The 25443-nt window shown below is 40.0% G+C and carries 29 protein-coding genes; 9 read left to right on the top strand and 20 right to left on the bottom strand.

Annotated elements, in window-relative coordinates:
- The first annotated feature begins 78 nt into the window (after positions 1–78).
- A complete protein-coding gene (locus tag SporoP32a_RS14380; protein WP_085428523.1) occupies positions 79–264 on the top strand; it encodes a YlaF family protein in 186 nt (61 codons plus the stop codon).
- A 55-nt stretch (positions 265–319) separates the two neighbouring features.
- On the opposite strand, the gene SporoP32a_RS14375 is transcribed toward SporoP32a_RS14380, so the two are convergent.
- Both SporoP32a_RS14375 and SporoP32a_RS14370 read right to left on the bottom strand, forming a co-directional pair.
- Positions 320–1111, bottom strand: a complete 792-nt coding sequence (locus SporoP32a_RS14375) for an inositol monophosphatase family protein (protein ID WP_085428522.1) — start codon at positions 1109–1111, stop codon at positions 320–322.
- A 153-nt stretch (positions 1112–1264) separates the two neighbouring features.
- Positions 1265–1465, bottom strand: a complete 201-nt coding sequence (locus SporoP32a_RS14370) for a hypothetical protein (protein ID WP_085428521.1) — start codon at positions 1463–1465, stop codon at positions 1265–1267.
- Positions 1466–1625: 160 nt separating this feature from the next.
- On the opposite strand from SporoP32a_RS14370, the gene SporoP32a_RS14365 reads away from it, so the two are divergent.
- Complete coding sequence (locus tag SporoP32a_RS14365) at positions 1626–2255, top strand: YktB family protein (protein ID WP_085429101.1); 630 nt, start codon at positions 1626–1628, stop codon at positions 2253–2255.
- 443 nt (positions 2256–2698) lie between these two features.
- On the opposite strand, the gene SporoP32a_RS14360 is transcribed toward SporoP32a_RS14365, so the two are convergent.
- The 7 genes from SporoP32a_RS14360 to SporoP32a_RS14330 all read right to left on the bottom strand — a co-directional run bounded on the left by SporoP32a_RS14360 (position 2699) and on the right by SporoP32a_RS14330 (position 9959).
- The gene (locus SporoP32a_RS14360; protein ID WP_085428520.1) at positions 2699–2977 is read right to left on the bottom strand and encodes a UPF0223 family protein; all 279 of its coding nucleotides are present in this window, start codon (positions 2975–2977) and stop codon (positions 2699–2701) included.
- A gap of 12 nt (positions 2978–2989) precedes the next feature.
- Positions 2990–3949 (bottom strand): NAD(P)H-dependent flavin oxidoreductase, encoded by a 960-nt coding sequence (locus SporoP32a_RS14355; protein WP_085428519.1) that lies wholly within the window; start codon positions 3947–3949, stop codon positions 2990–2992.
- Between the two features lie 81 nt (positions 3950–4030).
- Positions 4031–5443: a dihydrolipoyl dehydrogenase gene (gene lpdA, locus SporoP32a_RS14350; RefSeq protein ID WP_085428518.1), complete on the bottom strand. Its 1413-nt coding sequence runs from the start codon at positions 5441–5443 to the stop codon at positions 4031–4033.
- Positions 5444–5448: 5 nt separating this feature from the next.
- Positions 5449–6825, bottom strand: coding sequence for a dihydrolipoamide acetyltransferase family protein (locus SporoP32a_RS14345; RefSeq protein ID WP_085428517.1), 1377 nt, complete (start codon positions 6823–6825; stop codon positions 5449–5451).
- Between the two features lie 34 nt (positions 6826–6859).
- Entirely contained in the window at positions 6860–7837 is a 978-nt protein-coding gene (locus tag SporoP32a_RS14340; RefSeq protein ID WP_085428516.1) for an alpha-ketoacid dehydrogenase subunit beta, read from the bottom strand.
- A gap of 3 nt (positions 7838–7840) precedes the next feature.
- Positions 7841–8956, bottom strand: a complete 1116-nt coding sequence (gene pdhA, locus SporoP32a_RS14335; RefSeq protein WP_085428515.1) for a pyruvate dehydrogenase (acetyl-transferring) E1 component subunit alpha — start codon at positions 8954–8956, stop codon at positions 7841–7843.
- 373 nt (positions 8957–9329) lie between these two features.
- Positions 9330–9959, bottom strand: coding sequence for a YkyA family protein (locus SporoP32a_RS14330; protein WP_085428514.1), 630 nt, complete (start codon positions 9957–9959; stop codon positions 9330–9332).
- 180 nt (positions 9960–10139) lie between these two features.
- Between SporoP32a_RS14330 and def the strand changes: the two genes are divergently transcribed.
- From def to rnjA, 3 genes are all read left to right on the top strand, one after another.
- A complete protein-coding gene (gene def, locus SporoP32a_RS14325) occupies positions 10140–10697 on the top strand; it encodes a peptide deformylase (RefSeq protein ID WP_085428513.1) in 558 nt (185 codons plus the stop codon).
- 239 nt (positions 10698–10936) lie between these two features.
- The gene (locus SporoP32a_RS14320) at positions 10937–11146 is read left to right on the top strand and encodes a DNA-dependent RNA polymerase subunit epsilon (RefSeq protein WP_085428512.1); all 210 of its coding nucleotides are present in this window, start codon (positions 10937–10939) and stop codon (positions 11144–11146) included.
- Between the two features lie 3 nt (positions 11147–11149).
- Complete coding sequence (gene rnjA, locus SporoP32a_RS14315; protein WP_085428511.1) at positions 11150–12817, top strand: ribonuclease J1; 1668 nt, start codon at positions 11150–11152, stop codon at positions 12815–12817.
- A gap of 164 nt (positions 12818–12981) precedes the next feature.
- Here rnjA and SporoP32a_RS14310 read toward each other — a convergent pair whose 3' ends face one another.
- The 5 genes from SporoP32a_RS14310 to SporoP32a_RS14290 are packed head-to-tail and all read right to left on the bottom strand — an operon-like array spanning position 12982 to position 17450.
- A complete protein-coding gene (locus tag SporoP32a_RS14310; RefSeq protein WP_085428510.1) occupies positions 12982–13641 on the bottom strand; it encodes a potassium channel family protein in 660 nt (219 codons plus the stop codon).
- 36 nt (positions 13642–13677) lie between these two features.
- The gene (locus SporoP32a_RS14305) at positions 13678–14751 is read right to left on the bottom strand and encodes an ABC transporter substrate-binding protein (protein ID WP_085428509.1); all 1074 of its coding nucleotides are present in this window, start codon (positions 14749–14751) and stop codon (positions 13678–13680) included.
- Positions 14748–15545, bottom strand: coding sequence for an ABC transporter permease (locus SporoP32a_RS14300; protein ID WP_085428508.1), 798 nt, complete (start codon positions 15543–15545; stop codon positions 14748–14750). Before SporoP32a_RS14300 ends, SporoP32a_RS14305 begins: the two co-directional genes overlap by 4 nt.
- The gene (locus tag SporoP32a_RS14295) at positions 15542–16354 is read right to left on the bottom strand and encodes an ABC transporter permease (protein ID WP_085428507.1); all 813 of its coding nucleotides are present in this window, start codon (positions 16352–16354) and stop codon (positions 15542–15544) included. The genes SporoP32a_RS14300 and SporoP32a_RS14295 overlap by 4 nt, the downstream gene beginning before the upstream one ends.
- Positions 16344–17450, bottom strand: coding sequence for an ABC transporter ATP-binding protein (locus SporoP32a_RS14290; protein ID WP_085428506.1), 1107 nt, complete (start codon positions 17448–17450; stop codon positions 16344–16346). Before SporoP32a_RS14290 ends, SporoP32a_RS14295 begins: the two co-directional genes overlap by 11 nt.
- A 200-nt stretch (positions 17451–17650) precedes the next feature.
- Between SporoP32a_RS14290 and SporoP32a_RS14285 the strand changes: the two genes are divergently transcribed.
- The 4 genes from SporoP32a_RS14285 (at position 17651) to SporoP32a_RS14270 (ending at position 20537) form a co-directional block, all read left to right on the top strand.
- The gene (locus tag SporoP32a_RS14285) at positions 17651–17953 is read left to right on the top strand and encodes a hypothetical protein (RefSeq protein ID WP_085428505.1); all 303 of its coding nucleotides are present in this window, start codon (positions 17651–17653) and stop codon (positions 17951–17953) included.
- Between the two features lie 166 nt (positions 17954–18119).
- A complete protein-coding gene (locus tag SporoP32a_RS14280; RefSeq protein WP_085428504.1) occupies positions 18120–18662 on the top strand; it encodes a peroxiredoxin in 543 nt (180 codons plus the stop codon).
- Positions 18663–18752: 90 nt separating this feature from the next.
- Positions 18753–19208, top strand: a complete 456-nt coding sequence (locus tag SporoP32a_RS14275) for a TlpA family protein disulfide reductase (protein WP_085428503.1) — start codon at positions 18753–18755, stop codon at positions 19206–19208.
- 138 nt (positions 19209–19346) lie between these two features.
- Entirely contained in the window at positions 19347–20537 is a 1191-nt protein-coding gene (locus SporoP32a_RS14270) for an MFS transporter (protein WP_085429100.1), read from the top strand.
- A 150-nt stretch (positions 20538–20687) separates the two neighbouring features.
- On the opposite strand, the gene SporoP32a_RS14265 is transcribed toward SporoP32a_RS14270, so the two are convergent.
- The 6 genes from SporoP32a_RS14265 to SporoP32a_RS14240 form a co-directional block, all read right to left on the bottom strand.
- The gene (locus SporoP32a_RS14265; RefSeq protein ID WP_085428502.1) at positions 20688–21575 is read right to left on the bottom strand and encodes a transcriptional regulator CcpC; all 888 of its coding nucleotides are present in this window, start codon (positions 21573–21575) and stop codon (positions 20688–20690) included.
- The gene (locus SporoP32a_RS14260; RefSeq protein ID WP_198166286.1) at positions 21562–23001 is read right to left on the bottom strand and encodes an MDR family MFS transporter; all 1440 of its coding nucleotides are present in this window, start codon (positions 22999–23001) and stop codon (positions 21562–21564) included. Before SporoP32a_RS14260 ends, SporoP32a_RS14265 begins: the two co-directional genes overlap by 14 nt.
- A 140-nt stretch (positions 23002–23141) precedes the next feature.
- On the bottom strand, positions 23142–23579 hold the full coding sequence (gene cbpB / locus SporoP32a_RS14255) for a cyclic-di-AMP-binding protein CbpB (RefSeq protein ID WP_085428500.1): 438 nt from the start codon (positions 23577–23579) through the stop codon (positions 23142–23144).
- A gap of 136 nt (positions 23580–23715) precedes the next feature.
- Positions 23716–23946, bottom strand: a complete 231-nt coding sequence (locus SporoP32a_RS14250; protein ID WP_085428499.1) for a hypothetical protein — start codon at positions 23944–23946, stop codon at positions 23716–23718.
- Between the two features lie 177 nt (positions 23947–24123).
- Complete coding sequence (locus SporoP32a_RS14245; RefSeq protein ID WP_085428498.1) at positions 24124–24993, bottom strand: NAD(P)-dependent oxidoreductase; 870 nt, start codon at positions 24991–24993, stop codon at positions 24124–24126.
- Positions 24994–25178: 185 nt separating this feature from the next.
- Complete coding sequence (locus tag SporoP32a_RS14240) at positions 25179–25337, bottom strand: aspartyl-phosphate phosphatase Spo0E family protein (protein WP_232319547.1); 159 nt, start codon at positions 25335–25337, stop codon at positions 25179–25181.
- Positions 25338–25443: the final 106 nt, after the last annotated feature.

Below are 25443 nucleotides of genomic sequence, written 5' to 3'. Positions count from 1 at the left end.
TTTCAGATGTTCAACTGTGTTATTATAGCACAAGATAGTTCAATTAAATAACATTTTAAATTATATGGAGGGATTTTTTTGAAAGACATTAAGTGGATTTTCGTAATTTATTCACTGGGCGCCGTACTTTCCATGTCTGCAATAGGTGTCGGAGTAGGTATGCGTAGCATACTAGTTGTCATTCTGGCCATTGTCGCTCTAATTTTAATAATGGGTAACGGATTCAAAACAAAAGCACGTATGCGTAGGGAAGGCACGCTTTAAACAGCTTAAAGGGACTGTACATTAAACCACTTAGGTTTAACAAACAGCCCCTTTTTTATTTTAGTCGGATGTATTTCGATAAAATCTCCTCATGCAATCCTGGACGTGTGACAATAAATGTGTCAGATCCAAGAAGATGTGGGTTTTCGCCCTCTAAATTCGTCGCCACAGCTCCTACTTCTTGTGCAATGACGATCCCTCCAGCAATATCCCAAGGCGCTAGTCGCATAGATATATACGCGTCAATTCTTCCAGATGATACATATGCTAGCTCAATCGCCGCTGAACCGTATGATCGCGTTCCACGACAACGAGTGATAAGTTCGATTATTTTTTCATTTTCCACTCGTTCATTTGGCGCAACCCAACTAGCATTGATACCAATAATTGCTTCTTCAAGTGGTGTGATTTCCAGCTGCGGAAGTCGCTCATCATTAAAATAAGCCCCCTCATCTTTCGCCGCATGGTATAACTCATCCCGCATTACATCATATATGTAGCCCAGCATCCCCACGCCGTCTACATAAATCCCCAATGAAATCGCAAAGTTTCTTCTTTGATGGATAAAATTCATCGTTCCGTCAATTGGATCCAAGAACCAGACTACTCCGTCAAGCGAAGAAATCTTATCTCCAAATCCCTCTTCTGAAACCATTTTATGCTCCGGAAAATCTTGTCTTACCCGTTCAATAAAAAAGCTTTCCACTTCCCTATCGATATTGGTAACCAAATCATTAGCGTCTGCCTTTGAATCGATGTCAATTGTACTAAAAAAAGACACTCGTATTTTGTGGCCAGCCTCTTTGATTAACGATTTTGCATATCGATCTATCGCATTAAGATTCATTCTGCCACCTCTTCCCATTCCGACTAGTGCTAGTATAACACAGAGGTAACGGAACAAAAGAGATAACGGTTACAGGGTATTAAGTAAAAAGACACCCCGTCACATTTTCTTCAAATCTGAAGTAAATGGGGATGTCTTTTGCATAAGTCATACTTACATCGAGAAAACATTCAGCGTCTCCAATTCGTTGTGAATTTCACTTAACCTTAGTTTACTTTTATCAACTTGAACCGTGTCTTGATCTTGCAGGGCATCGTATAGAGTAGCTAATTCATAATCCAATTCCAATTGTAAAGTTCTCACATATTCTCTCTCAACATCTTCTTTTCGGATAAAATGAACGACCTGTTTCATAAGTAGCACCCCTTTTAAGTTAATATTTGACTCTAACCGTCTTATAATAAGATATGCGAAAATTCCGACTCCTATTGGTTAGAAGCCTTGTTATTTTAAATTATTCCCCGTTTACTGATAAGATAAACGTAGTCACTACAAACTGGAGGAGATTTTCTTGATTCAGTCTTATTGGTCATCAAATGATTTCGATGTTTTTACCATTGATGGCTTGGATAATCGCATGAAAGCTTTGCAAGAAAAGATACAACCTAAGTTCAAAGATTTAGGAAATCATTTTGCACACCGCCTTTCCGCACACGGTACGGGTGAGTTTTTTCCACATGTTGCAAAACACGCAAGACGAACTGTAAATCCGCCACGAGATAGCTGGGTGGCATTCGCTCCTGCTAAGAGAGGTTATAAAGCGTTACCTCACTTTCAGATTGGCTTATGGGGCACTCATTTATTCATCGTGCTTGCAATTATTTATGAAAATCCCGATAAAAAAGGGATTGCTGAACGTTTAGAAAAGAACTTGAACGTACTAACTTCTTTACCTGATGATTTTGTGGTATCAGGAGATCACATGAAACCTGATGCCGAGCGTATTAGCGAAGTAGGTAACGAAGGCCTTGAGAAGTTATTGGATCGTCTGCAAACGGTGAAAAAGGCAGAGTTTTTAGTTGGTCGCCATCTACCACAAGAAGAAGCGGCAAAGCTAAATGAGGAGCAATTTTACGAGTATGCAGAAGATACGTTCACGAAGTTATTGCCTGTTTATGATGTAGTTATTCATTCTTTTGATTGAAAAAATATTACAGTAAATTAGAGATGCCCCTGAAGTTATAGTGGGCATCTTTTTTATATGAGTGAAAGTTCAAAGTCAAAGACTTCGAAGTAGTAAGTGAGTTTGTGAGTAGGAGGGATGGAAGCTCCAGTTGGAGGACGCTTTTCCATGGGCCCGCGGGAAGAGCCGTTACGGAGAACGGCTTTTGCGAGTAAAAGCGAAGCGTTAGGAGCACAAATCCCTACTCAACACGCTTAGCCGTCACTTTTCTATCGTCATCCTTTATCTACCCACTGAAACCCAAAAAAGAAGCTGTCCTAGATAGCCATTTAAAATAATGACTTCTAAAACAACTCCAAGACTAGTGACTATTCAAAATGTACTTTTTTACGTTTCTCTCATTTTCAATCCATCGTGTACATAGTAATTACTCGTGAGGACCGCTCACTATAAGTGCGATTTTGTTATTTTTTCACCTTGAGTAGTTCCCCTGGCTGACTTTCTTTTGCTGCTTTTACTACGCGGAATGCTACATAGCTACTACTTTCCTCGAATTCTTTGCACAGCGTTTTTTCTTCTGCCATGGATGGCACTACACTTTTAAAGCCACGGTAATACCTCATGAATTCGTCTCGCTCGATTGTTGATTCGTATGCTTGCTCTACTTTGGTAAAAAAGTCGATCACCTTTACAATTTCTTCTGTCGACCATTCCGCGCGTAGCGGATATTGATAACCTGCCATCTATTTCTCTCCTTATCTGATACTCCATTTTTCTCGTATGGATGTCGCTTCGTTTTTCATTCGTTCAAACAATTCAGCTACGCTAGGTACATCATCGATCATACCGGTTACTTGGCCACCCCAGCCGAAACCTTGATCTTCCGAACCTTCGTGAATAAACTTACAATTGGCTTCACCGCTAATATATGTTTTTAATCCTTCATAACCAGCGTTTTCTGCTTCTAGCTGCAGAATCTTTTTAGTCCATTCATTCGATAATGCACGTGCAGGCGCACCGATTGTACGTTTAATGATCGTTGTATCTTGCTCGCTACTCGCCAAAAGGGATTCTATATAAGCAGGTGACGCGTCGACACATTCTTTCGTCGCAATAAAACGTGTACCCATCTCTATTCCCTCTGCTCCGAGTGCTTGAGCTGCCATCCAGCCTCGCCCATCACCAATGCCGCCTGACCCTATTACTGGTATACTGACTGAATCTACAATCCTCGGAATTAATACCATCGTGCCAATATCATCACGACCTAAATGTCCCCCGCCTTCTTGCCCAACTGCTATGACAGCGTCAGCTCCAATTTCTTCAGCCTTTTGCGCTTGTCTTCTGGCTGCTACTAGCACTAGTTTCTTGACGTCAGTTCCTTTTAACATTTCAAATAAAGGTGCGGGATTCCCACCCGTAACCGAGATAATATTAATATCTTCTTCTAGTGCCGCTTCCACCATCGCTTCATATGATCTTCCATGATTACCAATGGCAAAATTCACACTGAATGGTTTAGTTGTTTTTTGACGTACACGGCGGATTTCTTCTTTCAATGCTTCGGGAGATGGCAAACTCATTGCTGTTATTTGACCAAGACCTCCTGCTTCAGAAACCGCAGCTGCAAGATCTGCATACGCTAAATACGCAAGACCACCTTGCACAATCGGGTATTGAATTCCAAATAGTTCTGTCACTCTAGTTTTCCACATGACAACACCTCCAGTTAATTCAAAATATGAAAATAGCCCATGAGAAAAAATATTCCCATGGGCTGTTAAATTCTAGTTGTTTTATTTCGTCATCATATGAATCGGCTTACCAAGAGCTACTTCTGCTGCTTCCATGGAAATCTCACCTAAAGTAGGGTGAGCATGGATCGTCATAGAAATATCTTCAAGAGTCATACCCGCTTCAATCGCTAGTCCTAGCTCTGCAATCATATCAGAAGCATTTTCACCAACGATTTGTGCACCAAGTAATAAGCCATCTTCTTTACGGCCAACAAGCTTCACGAAACCTTCTGTAGCATCCAATGAAAGAGCACGTCCGTTTGCTGCAAACGGGAATTTACCAGTCACAACATCGTATCCTTCGTCTTTTGCTTGCTTTTCGTTTAAGCCAACCGTAGCAAGTTCTGGATCTGTGAAGCATACAGCTGGAATAGCCATATAATCAACTTCAGATTTTTCTCCAGAAATAGCTTCTGCTGCAATTTTCGCCTCATAAGATGCTTTGTGTGCAAGCTGTGGTCCAGCTACGATATCACCGATTGCGTATACATTCGGGATGTTTGTGCGGCACTGCTTGTCCACTTCGATCAAACCACGGTCAGTCATGTTCAAGCCAAGACCTTCCAAGCCGATTTCATCTGTATTTGGACGACGACCTACAGTTACTAAAACGTAGTCCGCTTCAACTTTCACTTCTTCACCTTTAGCTTCGTATGTTACTACGACGCCATCTTTTGTTTCTTCAACGCCCTTAGCAGATGCTTTAACAACTACTTCAACGCCTTTTTTCTTTAAGCCTTTTTTGACGATTTGAGTCATTTGTTTCTCGAAACCTGCAAGAATATCGTCTGCACCTTCAAGAATGGTTACTTCAGAACCTAGATTCGCATAAGCTGACCCTAGTTCTGTACCGATATAACCGCCACCAACAACGACAAGCTTTTTCGGCAATTCTTTTAAATTTAAAGCGCCAGTAGAATTGATTACGCGATCAGTAAATTTGAAAGAAGAAATTTCAACTGGACGTGCACCAGTTGCGATAATGACATTGTTGAATTTATACGTTTGTGCAGATTTATCTGTCATGACACGTACAGTGTTAGCATCTACGAAATATGCTTCCCCTTCAACTGTCTCTACATTATTACCTTTTAACAATCCTGATACGCCACCTGTTAATTTGGAAACAACGCTCTCTTTAAACTTCTGAGCTTTCGAGAAATCTAATTCGACAGATTGTGCAGTAATTCCCATAGAATCAGAGTTCTTAGCAGCCACAAAACGATGTCCAACAGAAATCATAGCTTTAGAAGGAATACAACCAACGTTTAAACATACGCCACCGATTGTATTTTTTTCTACAATTGTTACTTTTTGACCGAGTTGTGCTGCGCGAATTGCTGCAACATAACCTCCGGGACCTGAACCAACTACGAGCGTGTCTACTTCAATTGGAAAATCTCCTACTACCATTTGCTTTACGCCTCCATTAATAAAAGTGATGGGTTACTTAGTAATTCCTTAAGATAGTTTAACGCTAACTGCCCCGTTACGCCATCAATCACTCTGTGATCAAACACTAAAGATAATGCTAACATAGGTGCAGGTACAATTTCACCATTTTTTACTACAGGTTTTTCAGAAATTCTTCCGATACCTAAAATAGCTACTTCTGGGTGGTTAATAATTGGTGTAAACCACAATCCACCTGCTGAACCAATATTCGTGATCGTACATGATGCGCCTTTCATTTCTGCTGCTTGAAGTTTTCCATCACGCGCTTTACCAGCGAGTTCATTCACTTCATCCGAAATAGCGAACACGGATTTACGATCTGCATTTTTTACAACCGGTACCATTAAGCCACGGTCTGTATCTGCTGCAATTCCAATATTATAATAATGTTTTTGAATTAACTCTTCAGTTTCATCATCTAATGACGTATTTAATTGCGGGAATTTACGCAAAGTAGCAACAAGTGCTTTCACTACATAAGGAAGATACGTTAATTTAATATCTCTTTCCGCTGCAATTGCTTTAAATTCTTTTCTGTGTGCCACGAGCGCTGTAACATCCACTTCATCCAGCAATGTAACGTGTGCTGCTGTATGTTTGGAGTTCGACATAGCTTTTGAGATTGCCTTTCGCATAGGTGACAATTTCTCGCGTGTTTCCGGGAATTCACCTTCAAAGACAGGTGCTTGTTTTTCAGATGCTGCTTGTGTCTGTGCATCTTGTGGTAATTCTGTTGATTCAGTCGCAGGTTGTTGTTGACCACCTGATTTAAATGAATCTATATCTTCTTTTAAAACACGACCATTTTTGCCACTGCCTGCTACTTGTGCAATCGTGACATCATTTTCACGTGCATATTTACGTACAGATGGCATTGCAATGACACGGCGATTTTCATCCACATCACCACGAGATGCATTAGAAGGTTGCGCTTGTTCCAGTTCAGCAGATGGCTGCTGCTCAGTTGCCTGTTCCGGTTTTTTGGAATCTACGCTTCCCAAAGCTTCCCCGACTTGCTCATGGGATTTTTCCGCACTTGCTTCTTCTTTTGAGGAGTCTACGCTTTCCTCATCCTCATCATCATGATCCGGTATGTCATGATCTGGCGCGTCAAAACGCACCAATTTATCTCCAACCACTGCTACGGTACCTTCAGAAACATAAATTTCTTCTACAGTACCCGATACAGGTGATGGAATTTCTACTACTGATTTATCATTTTGCACTTCTAGTAATGTATCATCTTCCTGGATTACATCGCCTGGTTTAACGAACCACTTGACGATCTCCCCTTCGTGTATACCTTCACCAATATCTGGTAATCGAAATTCATAAGTCACGTAATTCACCCTTCCTGGATTGTCCAATAAGTATTTAGAATGTCAGAACTTCTTTTGCTTTCGCTGCAATATCTTTCGCGTTAGGCAACCATGTATTCTCGCCTGCTGCGAATGGATACACTGTATCTGGCGCTGTCACACGTAGCACAGGAGCTTCTAGGCTCAAGATTGCACGTTCCGTAATTTCAGCTACTACATTAGCAGCAATTCCGGCTTGACGTTGCGCTTCTTGTACAACAATTGCACGATTTGTTTTTTCAACTGATTTGATAATTGTTTCTACGTCAAGTGGCTGAATTGTGCGCAAGTCGATTACTTCCACTGAGTAATTTTCTTTTTCAAGTGCTTCAGCAGCTTTCAGGCTTTCTTGAACCATCGCGCCGTATGTGACAATTGTTAAATCTGTACCTTCACGCTTCACATCTGCTTTTCCTAAAGGAATAGAATATTCTTCTTCAGGAACTTCTTGTCTGAATGAACGATACAATTTCATATGCTCCAAGAAAATGACTGGATCGTCACTCTTAATTGCAGAGATCAGCAGACCTTTTGCATCGTAAGGAGTCGAAGGAATAACGACAGTTAAACCAGGTTGTGATGCTACAAGACCTTCTAGGCTATCCGCATGCATTTCAGGTGTTGCTACACCGCCGCCAAATGGTGCGCGAATCGTAATAGGTGCATTGAAGTGTCCACCTGTTCTAAAGTTCATTCTTGCGATTTGACCACTTACAGAATCCATCACTTCAAATAGAAAACCGAAGAATTGAATTTCCATGATAGGACGGAAACCAGTAAGCGCTAGACCAATTGCTAATCCGCCAATACCGGACTCAGCTAGCGGTGTATCAAATACTCGCTCTTCGCCAAATTCTTTATGGAGGCCTTCCGTGGCACGGAAGACACCTCCGTTAGCCCCAACGTCTTCACCGAACAGCAATACATTTTCATCTGCTTTCAGCTCAGTACGGAGTGCTTCTGTAATTGCTTGAATCATTGTTAATTCTGCCATGGGTTATTTCGACTCCTTTCCAACATACGCATCTAATTGCTCTTGTAGGTTAAACGGGATTTCGCCTTTATACATAATCTTCATAAAGTCTGAAGCCTTTTGTTTAGGCTCACCGTCTGCTTTTTTGATTGCTTCTTTAATTTCTTCTTTCGCACGTTCAATCACTTTTTCCTCTTGCTCTTTAGACCAAATACCTTTCGCTTCTAGGTATGTTCTGAATCGAACGATTGGGTCACGCTTTTCCCATTCAGTGTCAACATCGGATGTGCGGTAGCGTGTTGGATCATCGCCTGCCATCGTATGCGGCCCATAACGGTAACACATTGTTTCAATAAGTGTCGGTCCATCTCCATTAACTGCACGCTCTCTAGCATCACGTGTTGCAACGTATACTGCTAACGGATCCATTCCATCAACCAATACACTTGGCACGCCTGCCGCTACACCTTTTTGGGCAAGTGTTTTAGCTGCAGTTTGTACATCACGGTGTGTAGAAATCGCATACTGGTTATTCTGAATGATGAAGATAGCAGGCACTTGATATGCTCCTGCGAAGTTCAATCCTTCATAGAAGTCCCCTTGAGATGTTCCGCCGTCACCCGTGTACGTAATAACAACTGATTTCTTTCCTTTTTTCTTAAAGCCTAGACCTACTCCTGCTGCTTGAACGTATTGTGCACCAATAATGATTTGTGGTGGGAAGATATTAAGTCCATCAGGAATGACACTGCCCGCATAATGTCCTCTTGACCATAAGAAAGCCATATGCAACGGCCAACCGTGGAATAACAACTGAGGAACGTCACGATATCCAGGTAAAATGAAATCATCTTTTTCCAGCACATACTGTGATGCTAACTGGGAAGCTTCTTGTCCTGCAGTCGGAGCATAAAATCCAAGACGGCCCTGTCTATTTAATGAAATAGAACGCTGATCAAGGATACGTGTATATACCATGCGATTCATTAATTCCACTAATTCTTCATCAGAAAGTTTAGGATCCAAGTCCTTATTCACGATCTTTCCTTCTTCATCCAGAATTTGTACCATGTCAAATTGGCTTTCAATCAGTTGAAGCGCTTTCACTGGATCATACTGATTTCCTTTTTTAGCTACCATATCTCGATCTCTCCTTCTTATCTGTATTATATTGTTTTCAAATAAAGTTAATACAACTTCTTATATTTTTCAGTATACGCAAAACTGAGCGCTTGGTCAACCATTGTAATCAAAGACTTTCACTCGTTTGGCATATATCATTTCAAACAAGCTGTACTATTACAATATCGATTCTGTATTGGTACAGAAGAGTTTTTCACTAGCATTCTATACGCCGAACTTTATCTGCAAAATGCTTGTTTAGACTACATATGAACAATCTCTGTCTCAGGCTTGTTAACACGCTTTAAAATTTCTATCGCAGATATTTAATGTGTTAGCTTTTGCATGCAAAAATTCTCTATTCCATTCTTGCCGTCTACTATATACTTCCTTATTTTTGCTGTTCTAAACTTTTTGATGTACGACTCGCTAATCGATTTACTTCCCGAGTCGTCTCATTAAACTCTATTAGAGTTTGCTGACTAGCAGCAATTAGATCATTTACTTCACTTACTTGTTTTTGAAGTCCTAGTTCACGCACCGATTGATCTTCAAGCTGCGTATATAATTGCATTTGACTATCTAAAAGTTTTTTATACTGCAAAATGAAAGCTTCATGTATTCCTGAACGTTCAGTAAGTGCATCCACTACATCTTCTACTTGGCTAGTGAATCCCTTTTGATTCATACTTTCAGCTAATTGCCCTATAGTTTCCTTCGACTCGCGAACAGCACTCTCCTCTTTTTCAAGCAACATGGACCGTTCACGTACAGATCTTTTCAATGCAACTACTCGCTGCTTCACTTCTGGATATTGCTGTTGAGTTAATTCCATTAGTTGAATAAATAACTCCTGTTCTTTGTGCTCTTTTTCGTATAACTTCCTTCCAAAGTTGTTCCCCTTATTTTCTTTTTCATTCACAGCGATTAGGAAATCCCTGAATTGCTGCGCTATGGTAGGCTCTTTTGAACAACCACTTAACAGAATCAGTATGAACATTGTGCAAACTACTTTCTTCATCTACAATCCTCCTCGCTCTTTATATACTTTTTTCTTTCACCATTTTTCTTATTCGTTTATACTGTATTAAAGGAAATTAGTTTTTACGATTATATAACTTTAATCCACATGTTCTACAAGCAAATTGTAGATTATGCTATATACTAACTATACCTAATATATCCGAGAGGAAGAGTAGAAATGATTTTAATGAAAGACATCATTCGTGAAGGTCATCCGACGTTGCGCTTGAAAGCAAAAGAGGTAGACTTTCCTTTAAGTAATGAAGATCGTCAATTATGCGATAATTTATTGGAGTATGTCGTCAATAGCCAAGACGACGAACTGTGTGAAAAGTACGGCTTACGTTCGGGTATTGGCTTGGCTGCTCCCCAAACAAATGCGTCAAAAAGAATTTTCGCCCTGCATATACCTGACGGCGAGAATTTACTGGAAAACTTCATCGCAATTAATCCGAAGATTATTAGTCACTCTGTCGAAAAGACCTATATAGAAACTGGCGAAGGCTGTTTATCAGTAGATCGCGAAGTTCCGGGATATGTTCCCCGTTACGCGAGAATTACTGTGAAAGCATTTGATAAGGAAGGAAATGTTATTAAGAAGCGTTTGAAAGGATTGCCAGCAATTGCTTTCCAGCATGAATTGGATCACTTAAACGGCATCATGTTCTATGATCACATTGATGAAAGTTCTCCTTACAAGGAAATACCTGGTGCTACAGCTTTCGACAGAGAGTAAAGCGTTTATACTTGACAGGATGAGAAATTTCTGTTACTGTCTTGTCAAGGAGTGATGATGCCATGTATAAACGTCTAAAACGCAAACTGCTAAGACGACTTAATGGCCTGCTCGGTAAAAAGACGATTGCCTAGACTTTTACGCCCGCCAAGTAATTGGTGGGCTTTTCTTTATTTTAGGGAAATTGCATGCTATTATTGATGATATGTATTATTACGAACGTAAAAGGAGAGTTTAACATGATTTTCAAAGTATATTACCATTTAAACGTACATGAAGTTCCAGTCCGCGAGAACACACTTAGCTTGTACGTAGAAGCTGAAAACGAAAGAGAAGTTCGGAATCGATTAAAAGACCGTGATCTAATGATTGAATTCGTGCAAAAGTTGGAAGGCGAACATTTAACTTATGAACAAGCTTCCCCAGCCTTCCACATTGAGCAGGTTTAATTTATGAAATCTATTAAAAATAATGAAACAGCTGTTTTTGCCCTAGGCGGACTAGGTGAAATCGGTAAAAATACGTATTGTATCCAATTCCAAGATGAAATTATTATTATCGACGCCGGAATCAAATTTCCAGAAGATGAATTACTAGGTATTGACTATGTAATTCCAGATTATACTTATCTCGAACGCAATATCGATAAGATCAAAGGACTTTTCATCACACACGGTCATGAAGACCATATTGGTGGCATCCCTTATCTATTGCGCAAAGTGAATGTTCCCGTCTATGGCGGTAAACTCGCGATTGGATTACTTCGCAATAAGTTGGAAGAGCATGGATTATTGCGCACAACGGAAATTCATGAAATTGAAGAAGATGATTTTATTAAATTCCGTAAAACAGCAGTGTCATTCTTCAGAACTACGCACAGTATTCCTGACGCATTCGGAGTAGTAGTGAAAACTCCTTCCGGTAATATCGTCCATACAGGAGACTTTAAATTCGACTTCACGCCAGTCGGTGAACCTGCTAACTTGCATAAGATGGCGAAAATCGGTAGCGAAGGCGTACTTTGTCTATTATCAGACAGTACGAATGCAGAAGTGCCTAACTTTACAATGTCTGAACGTAAAGTAGGAGAAAGCTTAAACGATATTTTCCGTACAGTAGATGGTCGAATTATTTTTGCTACATTCGCTTCGAATATCCACAGATTACAACAAGTCATCGAATCAGCACAGATCTTCGGTCGTAAAATCGCTGTCTTTGGTCGCAGTATGGATAATGCCATCACAATCGGTCGCGAACTAGGTTATATTGACGCTCCAAAAGATTTATTCGTGGATGCTCAATCGCTTAATCGTCTTCCTGCCAACAAAGTAATGATTTTATGTACGGGTAGCCAAGGTGAACCGATGGCAGCTTTATCACGTATCGCAAACGGTACACATAGACAAGTACAAATTCAACCTGGTGATACAGTAATCTTCTCATCTTCACCTATCCCAGGAAACACACTAAGTGTCAACAAAGCGATTAACTCACTGTTCCGTGCAGGTGCAGAAGTTATTCATGGTCCATTGAACAACATCCACACATCCGGACACGGATCACAGGAAGAGCAAAAGCTTATGTTACGTTTAATTAAGCCTAAATACTTCATGCCGATTCACGGTGAGTACCGTATGATGAATATGCACTCTCAACTAGCGATAGACTGTGACGTCGAGCCTGATAATATCTTTATTATGGGGAACGGTGACGTCCTCGCACTTACTGATTCAACAGCAAGACTAGCAGGACGCGTACCGTCAGGCGATGTCTATATTGATGGAAGTGGTATAGGCGACATCGGTAACGTCGTGCTACGTGACCGCCGAATCCTCTCTGAAGATGGTCTAGTTATTGTAGTCGCTACAATCGACACGAAAAAGAATCGCTTAGTATCCGGTCCTGACCTGATCTCACGTGGATTCGTCTACATGCGCGAATCAGGCGCAATGATCAACGAAGCACAGTATATGCTTTCGAAGACATTACAGCGCAAACTAGCTGCTAAACCTGATTCCATCAACAATTTAAAGGGCGACATCATCGATACACTCGTTCCATATTTATATGAAAAAACGAAGCGTAAACCAATGATTCTTCCTGTCATCATGGAACTTTAAAAATTCATAAAAAAAGCAAGTGCATAGTAGCACTTGCTTCAGACTGAAGGCAACTCCTATAAACTAGGAGTCTGTCTTCAGTTTTTTGTTTATTGCTTCCAGTAAAGTATAGTAGTTGTTCTAGAGCGAAAGGTGGCAATTCCACGCTATCCCCTATCTATTCGTTAGTGCAATGCTTTCCGTTCAAAGCGGTGGATATCTAAATCTGATCCTATCACGATGAGAACGTCGTTTACTTCGATCTGCTCAATCGCCTGAGGAGAAACTAGGATATGGGTCCCCCGTTTAATAGCCACAATATTGACGCCATACTTCGCGCGAATATCTAAATCGATCAACGAAGAGCCGGCGATGTGGTTATTGGCTTGAATTTCCACGATGGAATATTCATCGGACAACTCTAGATAATCCAAAATATTATTCGAAACCAAGTTATTCGCGATTCGCTTCCCCATATCACGCTCAGGGTGAACGACTTGATCCGCACCGATTTTACGTAATACTTTTTCATGGTAATCATTTTGCGCTTTTACAGTAATACGTTGTACACCGATTTCTTTTAAAATCAACGTAGTCAGAATACTAGCTTGAATATTTTCCCCGATCGCGATTACAACATGCTCGAAATTTCGTATACCTAACGAACGCAATGCCGCTTCATCTGTCGTATCGACCGCCACTGCCTGGGTTGCGATATTCGCAAACTCTTCCACGCGTTCCTGTGACTTATCAATCGCCATAACGTCTGCTTCGAGCTCAATCAGTTCTTTAACGATACTACCGCCAAAACGACCCAAACCAATCACTACAAATTCCTTTTTCATCTCATTACTCCTCGCTATTGCGAATAGTTATTCGTTTTATCGCAATCCCATTTTGAATTTCAGGAATAACTCATTATACACCCCAAGTGTTTCTAAGCCTAAATTTTCATACACTTCTAGATTCTCTCTCGCTTCTTCGTCAGGATAAAACCGTTCATCTTCCGTAGTTTCTTTATCCATAAACGATAAGGCTGAAATGTTCGGCGTAGAATAGCCTACGTAATCTGCATTTTGCGCCGCCACTTCAGGATCCAGCATGAAGTTTATAAATTTATAGGCACCTTCGATATTTGTTGAAGTTCTCGGGATGACAATATTATCGAACCATAGATTTGAACCTTCTTCCGGCACAATGTAATCAATGTCTTCATTCTCCGAAATCATATCTGCTGCTTGCCCTGACCAAGTCAGCGCTACGGATGCTTCATTATTAATCATTAACTGCGTGACTTCATCGCCAATGACGGCTTTGACATTCGGGCCCATCGTTTCCAACTTGTCGGTTGCTTCTTTAAGTTCTTGGAGACTGGTGGAGTTCAATGAGTAACCGAGTGAATTTAACGACACGCCAATTACTTCGCGCGCACTATCTACTATAATAAGTTTTTGACGCAATGACGCATCCCATAAACTTTCCCAGCTTTCAAACGTCTGACCATTTAATAATGATGCGTTATACGCGATACCTACAGTTCCCCAGAAGTACGGAATTGAATACTGATTATCTGGATCAAAAGCTAAATTCATAAAATACGGATCGATATGTTTAATGTTCGGAATTTTAGAGAAATCCAGTGGAAGTAATAAATCCTTTTCTTCCATCATCTGCACTGCGTATTCAGACGGAACTGTAACATCATAAGCGGTTCCACCTTGTTCGATTTTCCCCATCATTCCTTCATTTGAATCAAATGTTTCATAAATGACTTTTATCCCTTCCTCTTCTTCAAACTGCTTCAGAAGATCTGGATCAATATATTCGCCCCAGTTGTAAACTGTGATCGTATCTTTGCCTGCACGTCCCGCTTTATGTTCAAGCTGATAGTTCGTAAATAATAGAACACCAGAAACGAGTAGGATCGCGATTGCACTGCTGACTAATCCTTTCATTTCTTCACCCCCTGAGGTGACTTTGCTTTATTTCCAACAATATAATAACCAATTACCAACACGATCGTGATCAAGAAGATTAATCCCGATAGAGCATTAATTGTCAATGTGATTCCTGTTCGCGCCATAGAATAAATCTCTACGGATAATGTCGAGAAGCCATTTCCTGTGACGAAAAAGGTAACCGCAAAGTCATCAAGTGAGTAGGTTAAAGCAAGGAAAAATCCTGCAAAAATACCCGGCTTAATATATGGCAATATAACACGTGTCAGTACATCTTTACGCGACGCACCTAAATCGAGTGCTGCATCTATTAACGTAGTACTCATTTCCAGCAATTTCGGTAATACCATGATGACAACTATAGGTATACTGAAGGCAATATGGGAAATCAGCACCGAAGCAAAACCTAATCTCACTCCAATTAGCGTGAATAATATTAAGAATGAGGCACCGATAATGACATCCGGGCTAACAATTAAAATATTATTCAGCGACAATACCGTTTTACGCGCAGACTTATTTTTCATGAAATAGATGGCAAGCGCGCCTATTACACCTATAGTTGTAGAAAGTAAGGCAGACAATAATGCAATAATTACGGTATTCATCACAATAATTAAAAGCCGTGTATCTTGAAACACCGCTTGATAATGCTCCAATGTGAATGATTCGAAATGCGACATCCCGCCTCCCGAGTTGAAGGAGTAATAAATGAGATAAAAAATAGGAGCATATAAAATTACAAAGACTGCCGCCAAATAAATTCTCGGCAAACTACCCAGTTTCTTCATTTAGTTATGCCCCTCTCTTTGCCTGACGTCAGCACCATAATTAAGAACATGAAGATAATAAGGAATACGGCAATTGTCGAACCCATCCCCCAGTTTTGCGTCACGAGGAATTGCTGTTCAATCGCAGTACCCAGTGTGATTACTTTATTACCTGCAATTAAGCGAGTAATCATAAATAAAGACAGAGCCGGAATGAACACGACTTGTACACCCGATTTCACACCATCTGTTGTCAATGGCCAAATCACCCGTTTAAAGGTTACCCATGCATTCGCCCCTAAATCCTTCGATGCGTCAAGAAGTGCTGGATTGATTTTATCTAAGGAGTTAAAAATCGGTAAAATCATAAATGGAATAAAGATATATACAGAAACAAACACAAAACTAAAATCCGTGAATAATATTTGCTGACTACCTATGCCAATCGTTTCCAAAAAGGCATTAATCGGTCCATAAATCCCCATCAACCCAATAAAGGCATATGTCTTTAACAACAGATTAATCCACGAAGGTATGATAATGAGCAATAACCATAATTGCTTATGCTTCGTCTTAGTTAAGAAATAAGCTGTCGGATAGGAGATCAATAAAGCAAAAAAGGTAATAAGAAAGGCATACCAAAATGAGCTCATCGTTAATTTGAAATAAATCGATGTAAAGAAATTCCGATAGTTAGCCAACGTTAAATGGCCGGATAAATCGAAAAATGAGTAATACACGATAACAACGATCGGCGCTAGTACGAATAATAATAACCAAGCTGCATACGGTGTGGCATATATAAAACGTAACGGTTTTTTATTCCTCATCTTCCGCCACTCCAAACGATTCCAGACGTGCATCAAAGTCTGCTTCAGATTCATTCAGTCGCATAACATGAATGTCTGCAGGTTCAAAATCCAAACCGATTAACATCCCTACATCCGCTGGTTTCGTTGAATGGACTAGCCACTCATTACCATCAGAGTCATACGTTGAAAGCTCATAGTGTACACCTCGGAATAATTGCGTATCTACTGTGACACTGAATCTTCCTTTTTCAACAGTAGTCATTTCCAAGTCTTCAGGACGAATGACGATATCCACTTTTTCATTAGGATAAAAGCCACCATCTACACACGGGAATTGTTTACCTGTGAATTCCACTAGATAATCTTCAATAATTCTCCCACTTACTATATTAGATTCTCCAATAAAGTCTGCCACGAAACGGTTAATTGGCTCATCGTAAATGTCGATTGGTGTCCCAGATTGTTGAATTTCTCCGTTATTCATGACGAAAATCTCATCGGACATCGCAAGTGCTTCTTCCTGGTCATGCGTAACAAAAACAAATGTTTTACCAAGACGCTGCTGGAGCTCTCGTAATTCATACTGCATTTCAGAACGCAACTTCAAATCGAGTGCAGACAATGGTTCGTCTAGTAAAATCACTTCAGGGTCATTGACGATCGCTCTAGCAATCGCAACGCGTTGACGCTGCCCACCCGACATTTCAGTAATTTCCCGAGATTCGTACCCTTCTAGATTGACGAACTTCAACGCTTCTTTTACCCGTCGATCCACTTCATTCTTTTTCACTTTCTTTATACGTAAACCGAATGCTACATTTTCATATACATTTAAATGAGGAAACAATGCATAATCTTGAAATACTGTGTTCACTTGACGTTCATTTGCAGGTACAGCGTTAATCTTCTTACCATTAAATAAGATTGTTCCATCTGTAGCTTCCGTAAAGCCGGCGATCAAACGTAAAATAGTCGTTTTTCCACAGCCAGAAGGCCCAAGCAATGTATAAAATTTCCCGCGTTCCATTTCAAATGAAACTCGGTTGAGTACAGTTGTAGATTCATCATAGCGTTTTGTAACATTCTCAAAACGAATAATCGGCTCAGTAGTCAATAGATTTCCTCCTTGCGTAACGTATTATTTCTTGTGATTAATGAACAGTTGTAAACCTACTCATTATACACAAAATGATAGTGAAATCAACCATCTATATAATGTAAAATAGGAATACAGCATACAGGAAAATGGTCATGAAAATTGTTTTTTCGCAGATGACATAGTAGAATGAAACCATATGTTAAGGAGGGATTCAGTTGGAAGACCATTTATTTTTTTATCTGGACTCTGATGCCAAGCGGAATCGAAAAGCCGAGCCCGCTACAAAAGAAAATCATCTAGAAGGGATTTTCCTAGTAAACAATAAGAAAATCCGAACGTGGAAAGAGATGGCTTCTCATTGCGTAGAGTGCATGGAACCATTACATTATAGCGACGAATTTGACGCGCGTTATTGCAAAGATTGCGATGAATGGCGAGAAATGATTTGTGATCCAAATTGCAAAACATGCCAAACACGCCCTGTAAAACCTTCTGACTGTACACAAGACTTTGAGTAATTATCTACTCAAATCCTAAATATATAAGGTTTACCGCTCTTTATAATAATTATTATCATCTTCGAGTCATTCTAATTGAATTCGAGTCGGGATCTTGTTATTCTAGATAAGAATTGTACAGCGCAGTCATGTGGTTGTACAAAAGATTAATTGGAGGTTTTATATAATGGCTGAACGTATGGTAGGTAAACAAGCTCCAGATTTTACAATGGAGGCAGTACTAGCTGACAAATCTTTTGGTAAAGTTAGTTTACAAGAAAACATTAAAAACGACAAATGGACAGTTCTTTTCTTCTATCCAATGGACTTCACTTTTGTATGTCCAACAGAAATCACTGCCATGTCGGATCGTTATGATGAGTTCGAAGACTTGGATGCAGAAGTAATCGGTGTTTCTACTGATACTATCCACACTCACCTTGCTTGGATCAACACTGATCGTAAAGACAATGGTCTTGAACAACTAAAATACCCACTTGCAGCAGATACTAACCATTTCGTTTCACGCGAATACGGTGTATTGATCGAAGAAGAAGGTATTGCATTGCGCGGCCTTTACATCATCAATCCTGAAGGTGAACTTCAGTATCAGACAGTATTCCACAACAATATCGGTCGTGACGTAGATGAAACTCTCCGTGTACTACAAGCACTACAAACTGGCGGTCTTTGCCCAGCAAACTGGCGTCCAGGTGAAAAAACTCTTTAATTTTTAGACAAGCATCCCCACGCGTTACGATAATCGTGGGGATTTTTTTATCACAAAATATACTACACTCTTAGCTAGGGGGAATTCTTGATGAAATTACGTCAACAAATGCCTGAACTTCAAGGTGCTACTACTTGGTTGAATGGTGAAACTTCTAAATCAGAACTCATCGGTGAAAAACCAACACTTATCCATTTCTGGTCTGTAAGTTGTCACATGTGCAAAGAAGCGATGCCGGATGTAAACAATTTCAGAGATCAATACAAAGATGAATTGAATGTTGTAGCAGTCCATATGCCTCGCTCAGAAGATGATGTCGATCTTGAACAAATCAAAACTGTAGCAGCTGAGCATGATATTACACAACCCATTTTCGTTGATAGCGAATTAAAACTTAATGATGCATTTGAAAACCAGTACGTTCCTGCTTATTATGTCTTTGACAAAGACGGCCAGTTACGTCACTTCCAAGCAGGCGGAAGCGGTATGAAAATGCTTGAAAAACGTGTAAACCGCGTACTTGATGAAATGAAAAAAGAAGATTAATTTAAGAAACGACTCCTGATCAAAAAGGAGTCGTTTTTGTTTTCTTTTTTCATGTCAACACATAGTAAGCACTATACAGACATTCCAGAATTGTTTGTGATACGATTAGGAAAAAGTTTCTGGAAAGTGAGCTACCGAATGAACAAACCACCTACAAATATCGCACTCTATATTCTGATGTTCAATATGTTCATCGCCATGGCAGGTATCGGCCTCATCATCCCCATTATGCCCGAATTTTTAGGTACTTTTGGCGTCGCGGGACGCGCACTCGGACTGCTGATTGCCATCTTCTCTTTCGCGCAGTTTATTTTATCTCCTATTTCAGGAAACCTTTCCGACAAATACGGAAGAAAACGTATCATTATTTTCGGTTTGATAATTTATAGTCTTTCTCAATTAGCTTTCAGTCTATCAACAGAGCTCTGGATGCTCTACGTTGCACGATTCTTTTCAGGCTTTGGCGCTGCCTTTATTATTCCACCGACTATGGCATTTGTAGCGGATATTACTTCTTTAGAAAATCGCGGACGTGGAATGGGATTACTAGGTGCTTCCATGTCGTTAGGTTTTATGGTTGGGCCTGGTATCGGAGGATTTCTATCTAAAATCAGCTTACACTTCCCATTTTATTTTGCTGCATCTGCATCAGTCCTAGCAGCGGTAGTCTCTTTATTCTTTCTGCCTAATCCGAAACCTGTACTACAAGGAGCTGCAACGAATGAAAACATTTTTCAGCAAATGCGTAGATCTACGAAAACCCCCTACTTTATCATGCTGATTGTCATGTTTGTATTTTCATTCGGTTTGGCTAATTTTCAATCGACCATTTCGTTGTATGTAGATCAGAAGTATAATTACACTCCTTCGCAAATCGCAGTCATTATTACCGTTGGAGGTTTTGTGGGTGTCATCATTCAAACGTTCGTCATCGATCGCTTATTCAGGCGGTTTGGAGAAATGCGTGTCATTTTAATTAATTTAGTTATAGCGGCACTCGCTATGCTAGGTATTTTATTCGTCAATACATTCTTCACTATTCTTTTAGTGGCGACAGTTTTCTCAACCGCCACTTCATTACTGCGACCGGCAGTAAACACCTTGGTTTCAAAACTCGCTGGTAAAGAACAGGGTTATGCAGCAGGTATGATGAATGCTTACATGAGTTTAGGTAACATGATCGGCCCTGCTACCGCTGGATACATCTTTGACATTAAAATGGAATCGCCGTATATAGTCGGCACGATCATTTTGTTGTTGTGCTTCACTCTTGCTCTATACTGGTCAAGGAATAACAAGCCGCTTCTTGAGTCTGCTAGAACTCGATAAAAAGACTTCCACATTTACTGGAAGTCCAACAACTAAAGACAACTTCGTGAAACACGGAGTTCGTCTTTTTTTGAATTTAACTATTCTTTGTTATAAGAAACAGTAGTTTACCGACTTTGCTTACTCTATTTTAACTATATAGACTTTACTCTATTCACTTTTCCTCAACAACTCTGCGTAGTCCTGCACAATATCGACGAATGCTCTCACTTGCTTCAGTTCAAATGTAGAAGCGTATCCGATCATCCACGTATCACGCGTCAATTCGAACTCTTCTTCGCTATTTAGCAACGGAATTCGATTGACTTTCTCATCTCCCGACAAAGTAATAGATGGCAGGATAGCATAGCCTATACCCTTCAGCGCAAGTTGTTTGCATGTCTCGATCTGATCCACAACAATTTGACGTCCAGGGTCTTGATTAAAATGCTTATGCCACCAGCGTTGGATTTCCATGTAATAGTTCGAATCACTTTTATATTGTATGAAATGACGATTTGTATCTTTTAATTCATCTATAGTTGAAATTTCGGAATCCACCAAATACAGTTGATCACGGAATAGATACACCCGATTACTCTTCCAGTCAGTTTGCCCCCTGACAATACCGATATGGGCTTCTCCTTCATACAGCGCTTTAGAAATTTCTGAACTCCATCCCGTCATCAAAGAAATCTTGGCATCAGGGTACAGTGCGACATAGTCTTTCAATACTTGTGGTAACCACGTCTGACCAATAATCGAAGCACAGGCAATCTTCAAAGTTCCGTGGACCTTATCTTCTAAAGAAGCGATCAATTCTATTGTCTCATCCTTCTTCGCTAACGACTCCTTCGCGTAGCTGATAACGTGTTCACCTGCTGGCGTCGGTTCCAGCCCTTTCTGTGATCGAATGAATAACTGCATACCCCATTCTTTTTCGATCGTCTGGAGGCGTTGTGACAAGGCTGGTTGTGATAAATGAAGACGTTCTGACGCTTTGCGCATATTCCCTTCTTCTGCCAACGCTTTAATTATATCTAGTTCAGTTGTTGACATAATCTTGCACCTTCCCCCGCGGAATTCGTAAAATCAATAATAAGCTGATCACAGCAAATATAGCAATTGCTATATACACCCAGTGCAATGAACTATCTAAACCGCTCTGCAAACTGACAAGCTCCTGTGACGAAATCATTGAACGACCATCTTTGGTGAGCAACGTATTGACATCATCAATTGTGTAAGCCAACTTTTCTTTTGCAAAATAGGCAATGAGTGTACTGTTCAAAATCGCACCAAACACAGAGGCACCAATTGTGTTTCCAAAGTTTTTCATGAACATATTCGCTGCAGTAGCCGACCCTCTTTGTACGCGCGGCACAGCTCCTTGAATCGTTACAATGAATGAAGTATTAGTCAGACCCATACCAACACCTATGAAGAAACTAGAACAACCTGCCCAGATCGGTCCTAGTGTAGCATTCATGAACACAAACATGGTCGTCCCGATCACGAGTGACACACCACCGGCAAACGATACAAGAAAAGGACCAAACCGTATGAGTAGGTGTCCTGCCAGTGAAGAAGCTAAAGGCCAGCCGATCGACATAGCCGTCAGTGTAAAGCCCGCTATAATTGCTGGTTGCTCCATAACTCCCGACACATATGTAGGTAAATAAGAAGAAACCCCTATTAAAATAACGCCAGTGGTCAGTGATACTAGATTCGCATATAAAATGACTGGGTTTCTCCAAATACTAAATGAAATAAGCGGATCTTTCGCACGTTTTTCTTGCCTGAAAAATAACCAAAATAAAATCCCTGAAAGTACAATCAATCCTATACCAAGAGCTGATAAACGTCCGAACCCTTGCCCACCTTCTACTAGCCAAATCAAAATTGTAGACAATGCGAATGTTAGTAAAAATGCACCTTTGTAGTCAACGGACGCTTTTTGTGTTTCTTTCGGTTCATGTAAAAAGAAGTAAATGACACCCATTGATAGTATTCCAAGCGGCACGTTCACCCAGAATACATACTGCCAGCTAACATACTGTACGAGTAACCCACCAATGACAGGACCTGAAACTGCTGAAACACCCCATACACTTGATAAGTATCCTTGTATTTTTGCCCGTTCTTCTGTTGAATAAATATCTCCAATTATTGTGGTCGCGATTGGCATGACAGCACCTGCTCCCAACCCCTGTATAAGACGATAAACAATCAATTGCTCCATCGAGACGGCAAATCCGCAAAGTATGGAACCAATTAAAAAAATGGTCAATCCTATAAAAAATATGGGCTTTCGTCCAAATAAGTCCGCTAATTTTCCATAAATCAATACCGTCACTGTACTCATCAATAAATAAGAGGAGAAGATCCAACTATATCGTGAAAATCCACCTAAGTCGGAAGCAATCGTTGGCATGGCAGTGGTGACAATAGTCGCTTCAACTGCTCCTACAAACATAGCAAGCATCACAGCAGCAAGTACAAGAGGGCGATTTGTTTCTTTTCGCACAAATAGATCAACTCCTTCTATTAGAAAAAGACCCCTTTTATCGGAGCCTTTTAACGTTTTTCTATACTAGCTACTTTACTGATCTTCAAATCGATTTATTAAACATTATAAATATACTTTTTAAATTCTTTCATCACAACGCGTCTAGTAATAATGCCCGCAAATGTGCCATCTTCTTCAGTAACACATAAAAATGGATGATTGATCAATAAATCTAACGCGCGTTGAAAACGATCATTCACTCGAATCGTTGGTAAATCTGTGTCCATAATCTCATCGACTTTTATATCTTCTAATCTCTCATATTCAATACGTTCCATGCCTAAAATAGAGTCTGTAATCATACCAATTCCAAGGAGCCCCTTCAAACGATACTGATTATCCAGTACAGGGATAGCAGAGTATCCAGTCTTCGTTAAAACAAGTAAAGCATGCTCGGCATTATTACCCAGTTGCACATGGGCAACTTTCTCTGAAGAAATAATTTGGTCCGCTATAGGCGCGGTGAGAAAGTCTTTGTTATTTATAGAAACCATAGGTGATCTCTCCTTCTGTTCATCATCTAAATACATATACCTAAAAGTCCGTCCATTGTTTCAATTCCATCATACCACAAATAGCCTTTTTCCACCTAAAAAGAAAGCGCATTCCAAAAACAAAAAACCCCTTTCTTTAATAGAAAGAGGCCCAGTAATAAAAAACGATGATAAAGATAAACGCTGAGGCTATTATGATAATCCACAGTAATGGATTCATGGCATATGGATGTTCAGCTGCTGTATCAGGGATTTTGTTCTTTTCATTTAACTGAAATGAACGACTTGTTTTTCTAACTCCAGCTATTCCGATCCCGAGCATGACGACTGTTACAATAATCATAGGCCATAACCAAATATCCCACACATGACTCACTCCTTTTCACGCATCTTATACTAAAGAGCATGTGCAAGAAGTAAGAATTTATGTGCTCTTATAAATTCAAATAGTCGTTCATGAATAGCTTTTATTGATCTTCATGAAATACTGGAGCTGAAAAGCGAAGTGTTGGAATTACGCTAATGCATTTAACTTCTTAGGTTTTTAGTCAATATACTTCTTGATCAAGACTTGCGTTCCATTTTCGCCATAGCCTTTTGCGAGCAAATCAGTATACATATCGCGAGCGAGCTGTAGTCCAGGCAATTTTAAATTCAGTCTTTCGGTTTCTTCTAGTGCAATATTTAAATCTTTCACAAAGTGTTTTACATAAAATCCTGGCTCATAGTCTTCCTTAATAATTCTAGGGCCGAGATCAGACAAGCTAAAGGAGTTCGCAGCACCCGAAGTGACGGACTGTAACATCGTATCCGGATCAAGTCCCGATTCCATGGCATAAGCAATTGCTTCACATGCTCCAATCATATTTCCTGCAACAGTTATTTGATTGCACATCTTGGCGTGCTGACCAGCTCCAGCTTCTCCTTGATACACAATTTGCTTACCGAAAACAGACAAGATCGGCAATAGTTTATCAAATAATTCCTTTTGACCTCCACACATTATAGAAAGTGTTCCGTTCCTCGCCCCAATGTCTCCACCTGATACAGGTGCATCAAGTGAATACATTTGTAAAGATGCAGCTTTGTCAGCAATCGTAATAGCTAACTCAGGACTAGAAGTAGTCATATCCACTACGATCTGTGAAGGCCGACTGTTAGCAAATATACCTTGTTCAGATAGATATACCTCTTCTACATCAGACGGCATCCCAATCATCGTAAAAATAATATCTGCGTCCTTAATTGATTCTGCTACATTATCCGTCCATTTGGCTCCCAACGCTACCAAAGGTTCCGCTTTTGACTTCGTTCTAGTGAATACAGTTACGTCATAAGATGCGTCAAGCAAATGTTTGACGATGCTCGATCCCATTACACCCGTCCCAATAAAGGAAATCTTTTCTTTTTGCATATTCCCACTCCTCTTTATGTATGAATATATCCATCGTACAGAAATTCAAATATTTTTACAATTAAGTAAACAAAAAAAGAGGACCAATATGTAATTGGTCCACAAAAGGGGGAAATGAGAATGTTGCTGTGTTCTTTCATATTATGCCCATTATAACAATGAGTTAAACATCTATTCCGATAATTTCAAACTTCTTTTTCAAGCTTATTATTTTCGTACTCATTAATTAACACATCTAATTTACAGCTGAGTTTAATGGTATTTTCAGATTGCATACCATATTCTTGGGCAACATGGATTAATTGCTGTCTAAGTTTCTCTATTTCCAATTCACGTTTATGCACGAACCTGCACACCTTCCATATGTAATTACTCTACTCTTATACATACCAACAACTACATAAGATTAAACAGAAAGATTTTCGACATTTCGCGACAAAACGCTGTTGT

The organism is Sporosarcina ureae, assembly GCF_002109325.1.
Lineage (GTDB): Bacteria > Bacillota > Bacilli > Bacillales_A > Planococcaceae > Sporosarcina > Sporosarcina ureae_C.
Note: the sequence above shows the minus strand (reverse complement) of the source record. Positions and strands in the feature narration are given on the sequence as shown.

Excerpts from the sequence above, each read along its gene's own strand:
- SporoP32a_RS14375 (WP_085428522.1), bottom strand. The coding sequence starts at position 1,111 with ATGAATCTTAATGCGATAGATCGATATGCAAAATCGTTAATCAAAGAG.
- SporoP32a_RS14370 (WP_085428521.1), bottom strand. The coding sequence starts at position 1,465 with ATGAAACAGGTCGTTCATTTTATCCGAAAAGAAGATGTTGAGAGAGAA.
- SporoP32a_RS14360 (WP_085428520.1), bottom strand. The coding sequence starts at position 2,977 with ATGGCAGGTTATCAATATCCGCTACGCGCGGAATGGTCGACAGAAGAA.
- SporoP32a_RS14355 (WP_085428519.1), bottom strand. The coding sequence starts at position 3,949 with ATGTGGAAAACTAGAGTGACAGAACTATTTGGAATTCAATACCCGATT.
- lpdA (WP_085428518.1), bottom strand. The coding sequence starts at position 5,443 with ATGGTAGTAGGAGATTTTCCAATTGAAGTAGACACGCTCGTAGTTGGT.
- SporoP32a_RS14340 (WP_085428516.1), bottom strand. The coding sequence starts at position 7,837 with ATGGCAGAATTAACAATGATTCAAGCAATTACAGAAGCACTCCGTACT.
- pdhA (WP_085428515.1), bottom strand. The coding sequence starts at position 8,956 with ATGGTAGCTAAAAAAGGAAATCAGTATGATCCAGTGAAAGCGCTTCAA.
- SporoP32a_RS14330 (WP_085428514.1), bottom strand. The coding sequence starts at position 9,959 with ATGAAGAAAGTAGTTTGCACAATGTTCATACTGATTCTGTTAAGTGGT.
- def (WP_085428513.1), top strand. The coding sequence starts at position 10,140 with ATGATTTTAATGAAAGACATCATTCGTGAAGGTCATCCGACGTTGCGC.
- SporoP32a_RS14320 (WP_085428512.1), top strand. The coding sequence starts at position 10,937 with ATGATTTTCAAAGTATATTACCATTTAAACGTACATGAAGTTCCAGTC.
- rnjA (WP_085428511.1), top strand. The coding sequence starts at position 11,150 with ATGAAATCTATTAAAAATAATGAAACAGCTGTTTTTGCCCTAGGCGGA.
- SporoP32a_RS14310 (WP_085428510.1), bottom strand. The coding sequence starts at position 13,641 with ATGAAAAAGGAATTTGTAGTGATTGGTTTGGGTCGTTTTGGCGGTAGT.
- SporoP32a_RS14305 (WP_085428509.1), bottom strand. The coding sequence starts at position 14,751 with ATGAAAGGATTAGTCAGCAGTGCAATCGCGATCCTACTCGTTTCTGGT.
- SporoP32a_RS14300 (WP_085428508.1), bottom strand. The coding sequence starts at position 15,545 with ATGAAGAAACTGGGTAGTTTGCCGAGAATTTATTTGGCGGCAGTCTTT.
- SporoP32a_RS14295 (WP_085428507.1), bottom strand. The coding sequence starts at position 16,354 with ATGAGGAATAAAAAACCGTTACGTTTTATATATGCCACACCGTATGCA.
- SporoP32a_RS14280 (WP_085428504.1), top strand. The coding sequence starts at position 18,120 with ATGGCTGAACGTATGGTAGGTAAACAAGCTCCAGATTTTACAATGGAG.
- SporoP32a_RS14275 (WP_085428503.1), top strand. The coding sequence starts at position 18,753 with ATGAAATTACGTCAACAAATGCCTGAACTTCAAGGTGCTACTACTTGG.
- SporoP32a_RS14270 (WP_085429100.1), top strand. The coding sequence starts at position 19,347 with ATGAACAAACCACCTACAAATATCGCACTCTATATTCTGATGTTCAAT.
- SporoP32a_RS14265 (WP_085428502.1), bottom strand. The coding sequence starts at position 21,575 with ATGTCAACAACTGAACTAGATATAATTAAAGCGTTGGCAGAAGAAGGG.
- SporoP32a_RS14260 (WP_198166286.1), bottom strand. The coding sequence starts at position 23,001 with ATGCTTGCTATGTTTGTAGGAGCAGTTGAAGCGACTATTGTCACCACT.
- cbpB (WP_085428500.1), bottom strand. The coding sequence starts at position 23,579 with ATGGTTTCTATAAATAACAAAGACTTTCTCACCGCGCCTATAGCGGAC.
- SporoP32a_RS14245 (WP_085428498.1), bottom strand. The coding sequence starts at position 24,993 with ATGCAAAAAGAAAAGATTTCCTTTATTGGGACGGGTGTAATGGGATCG.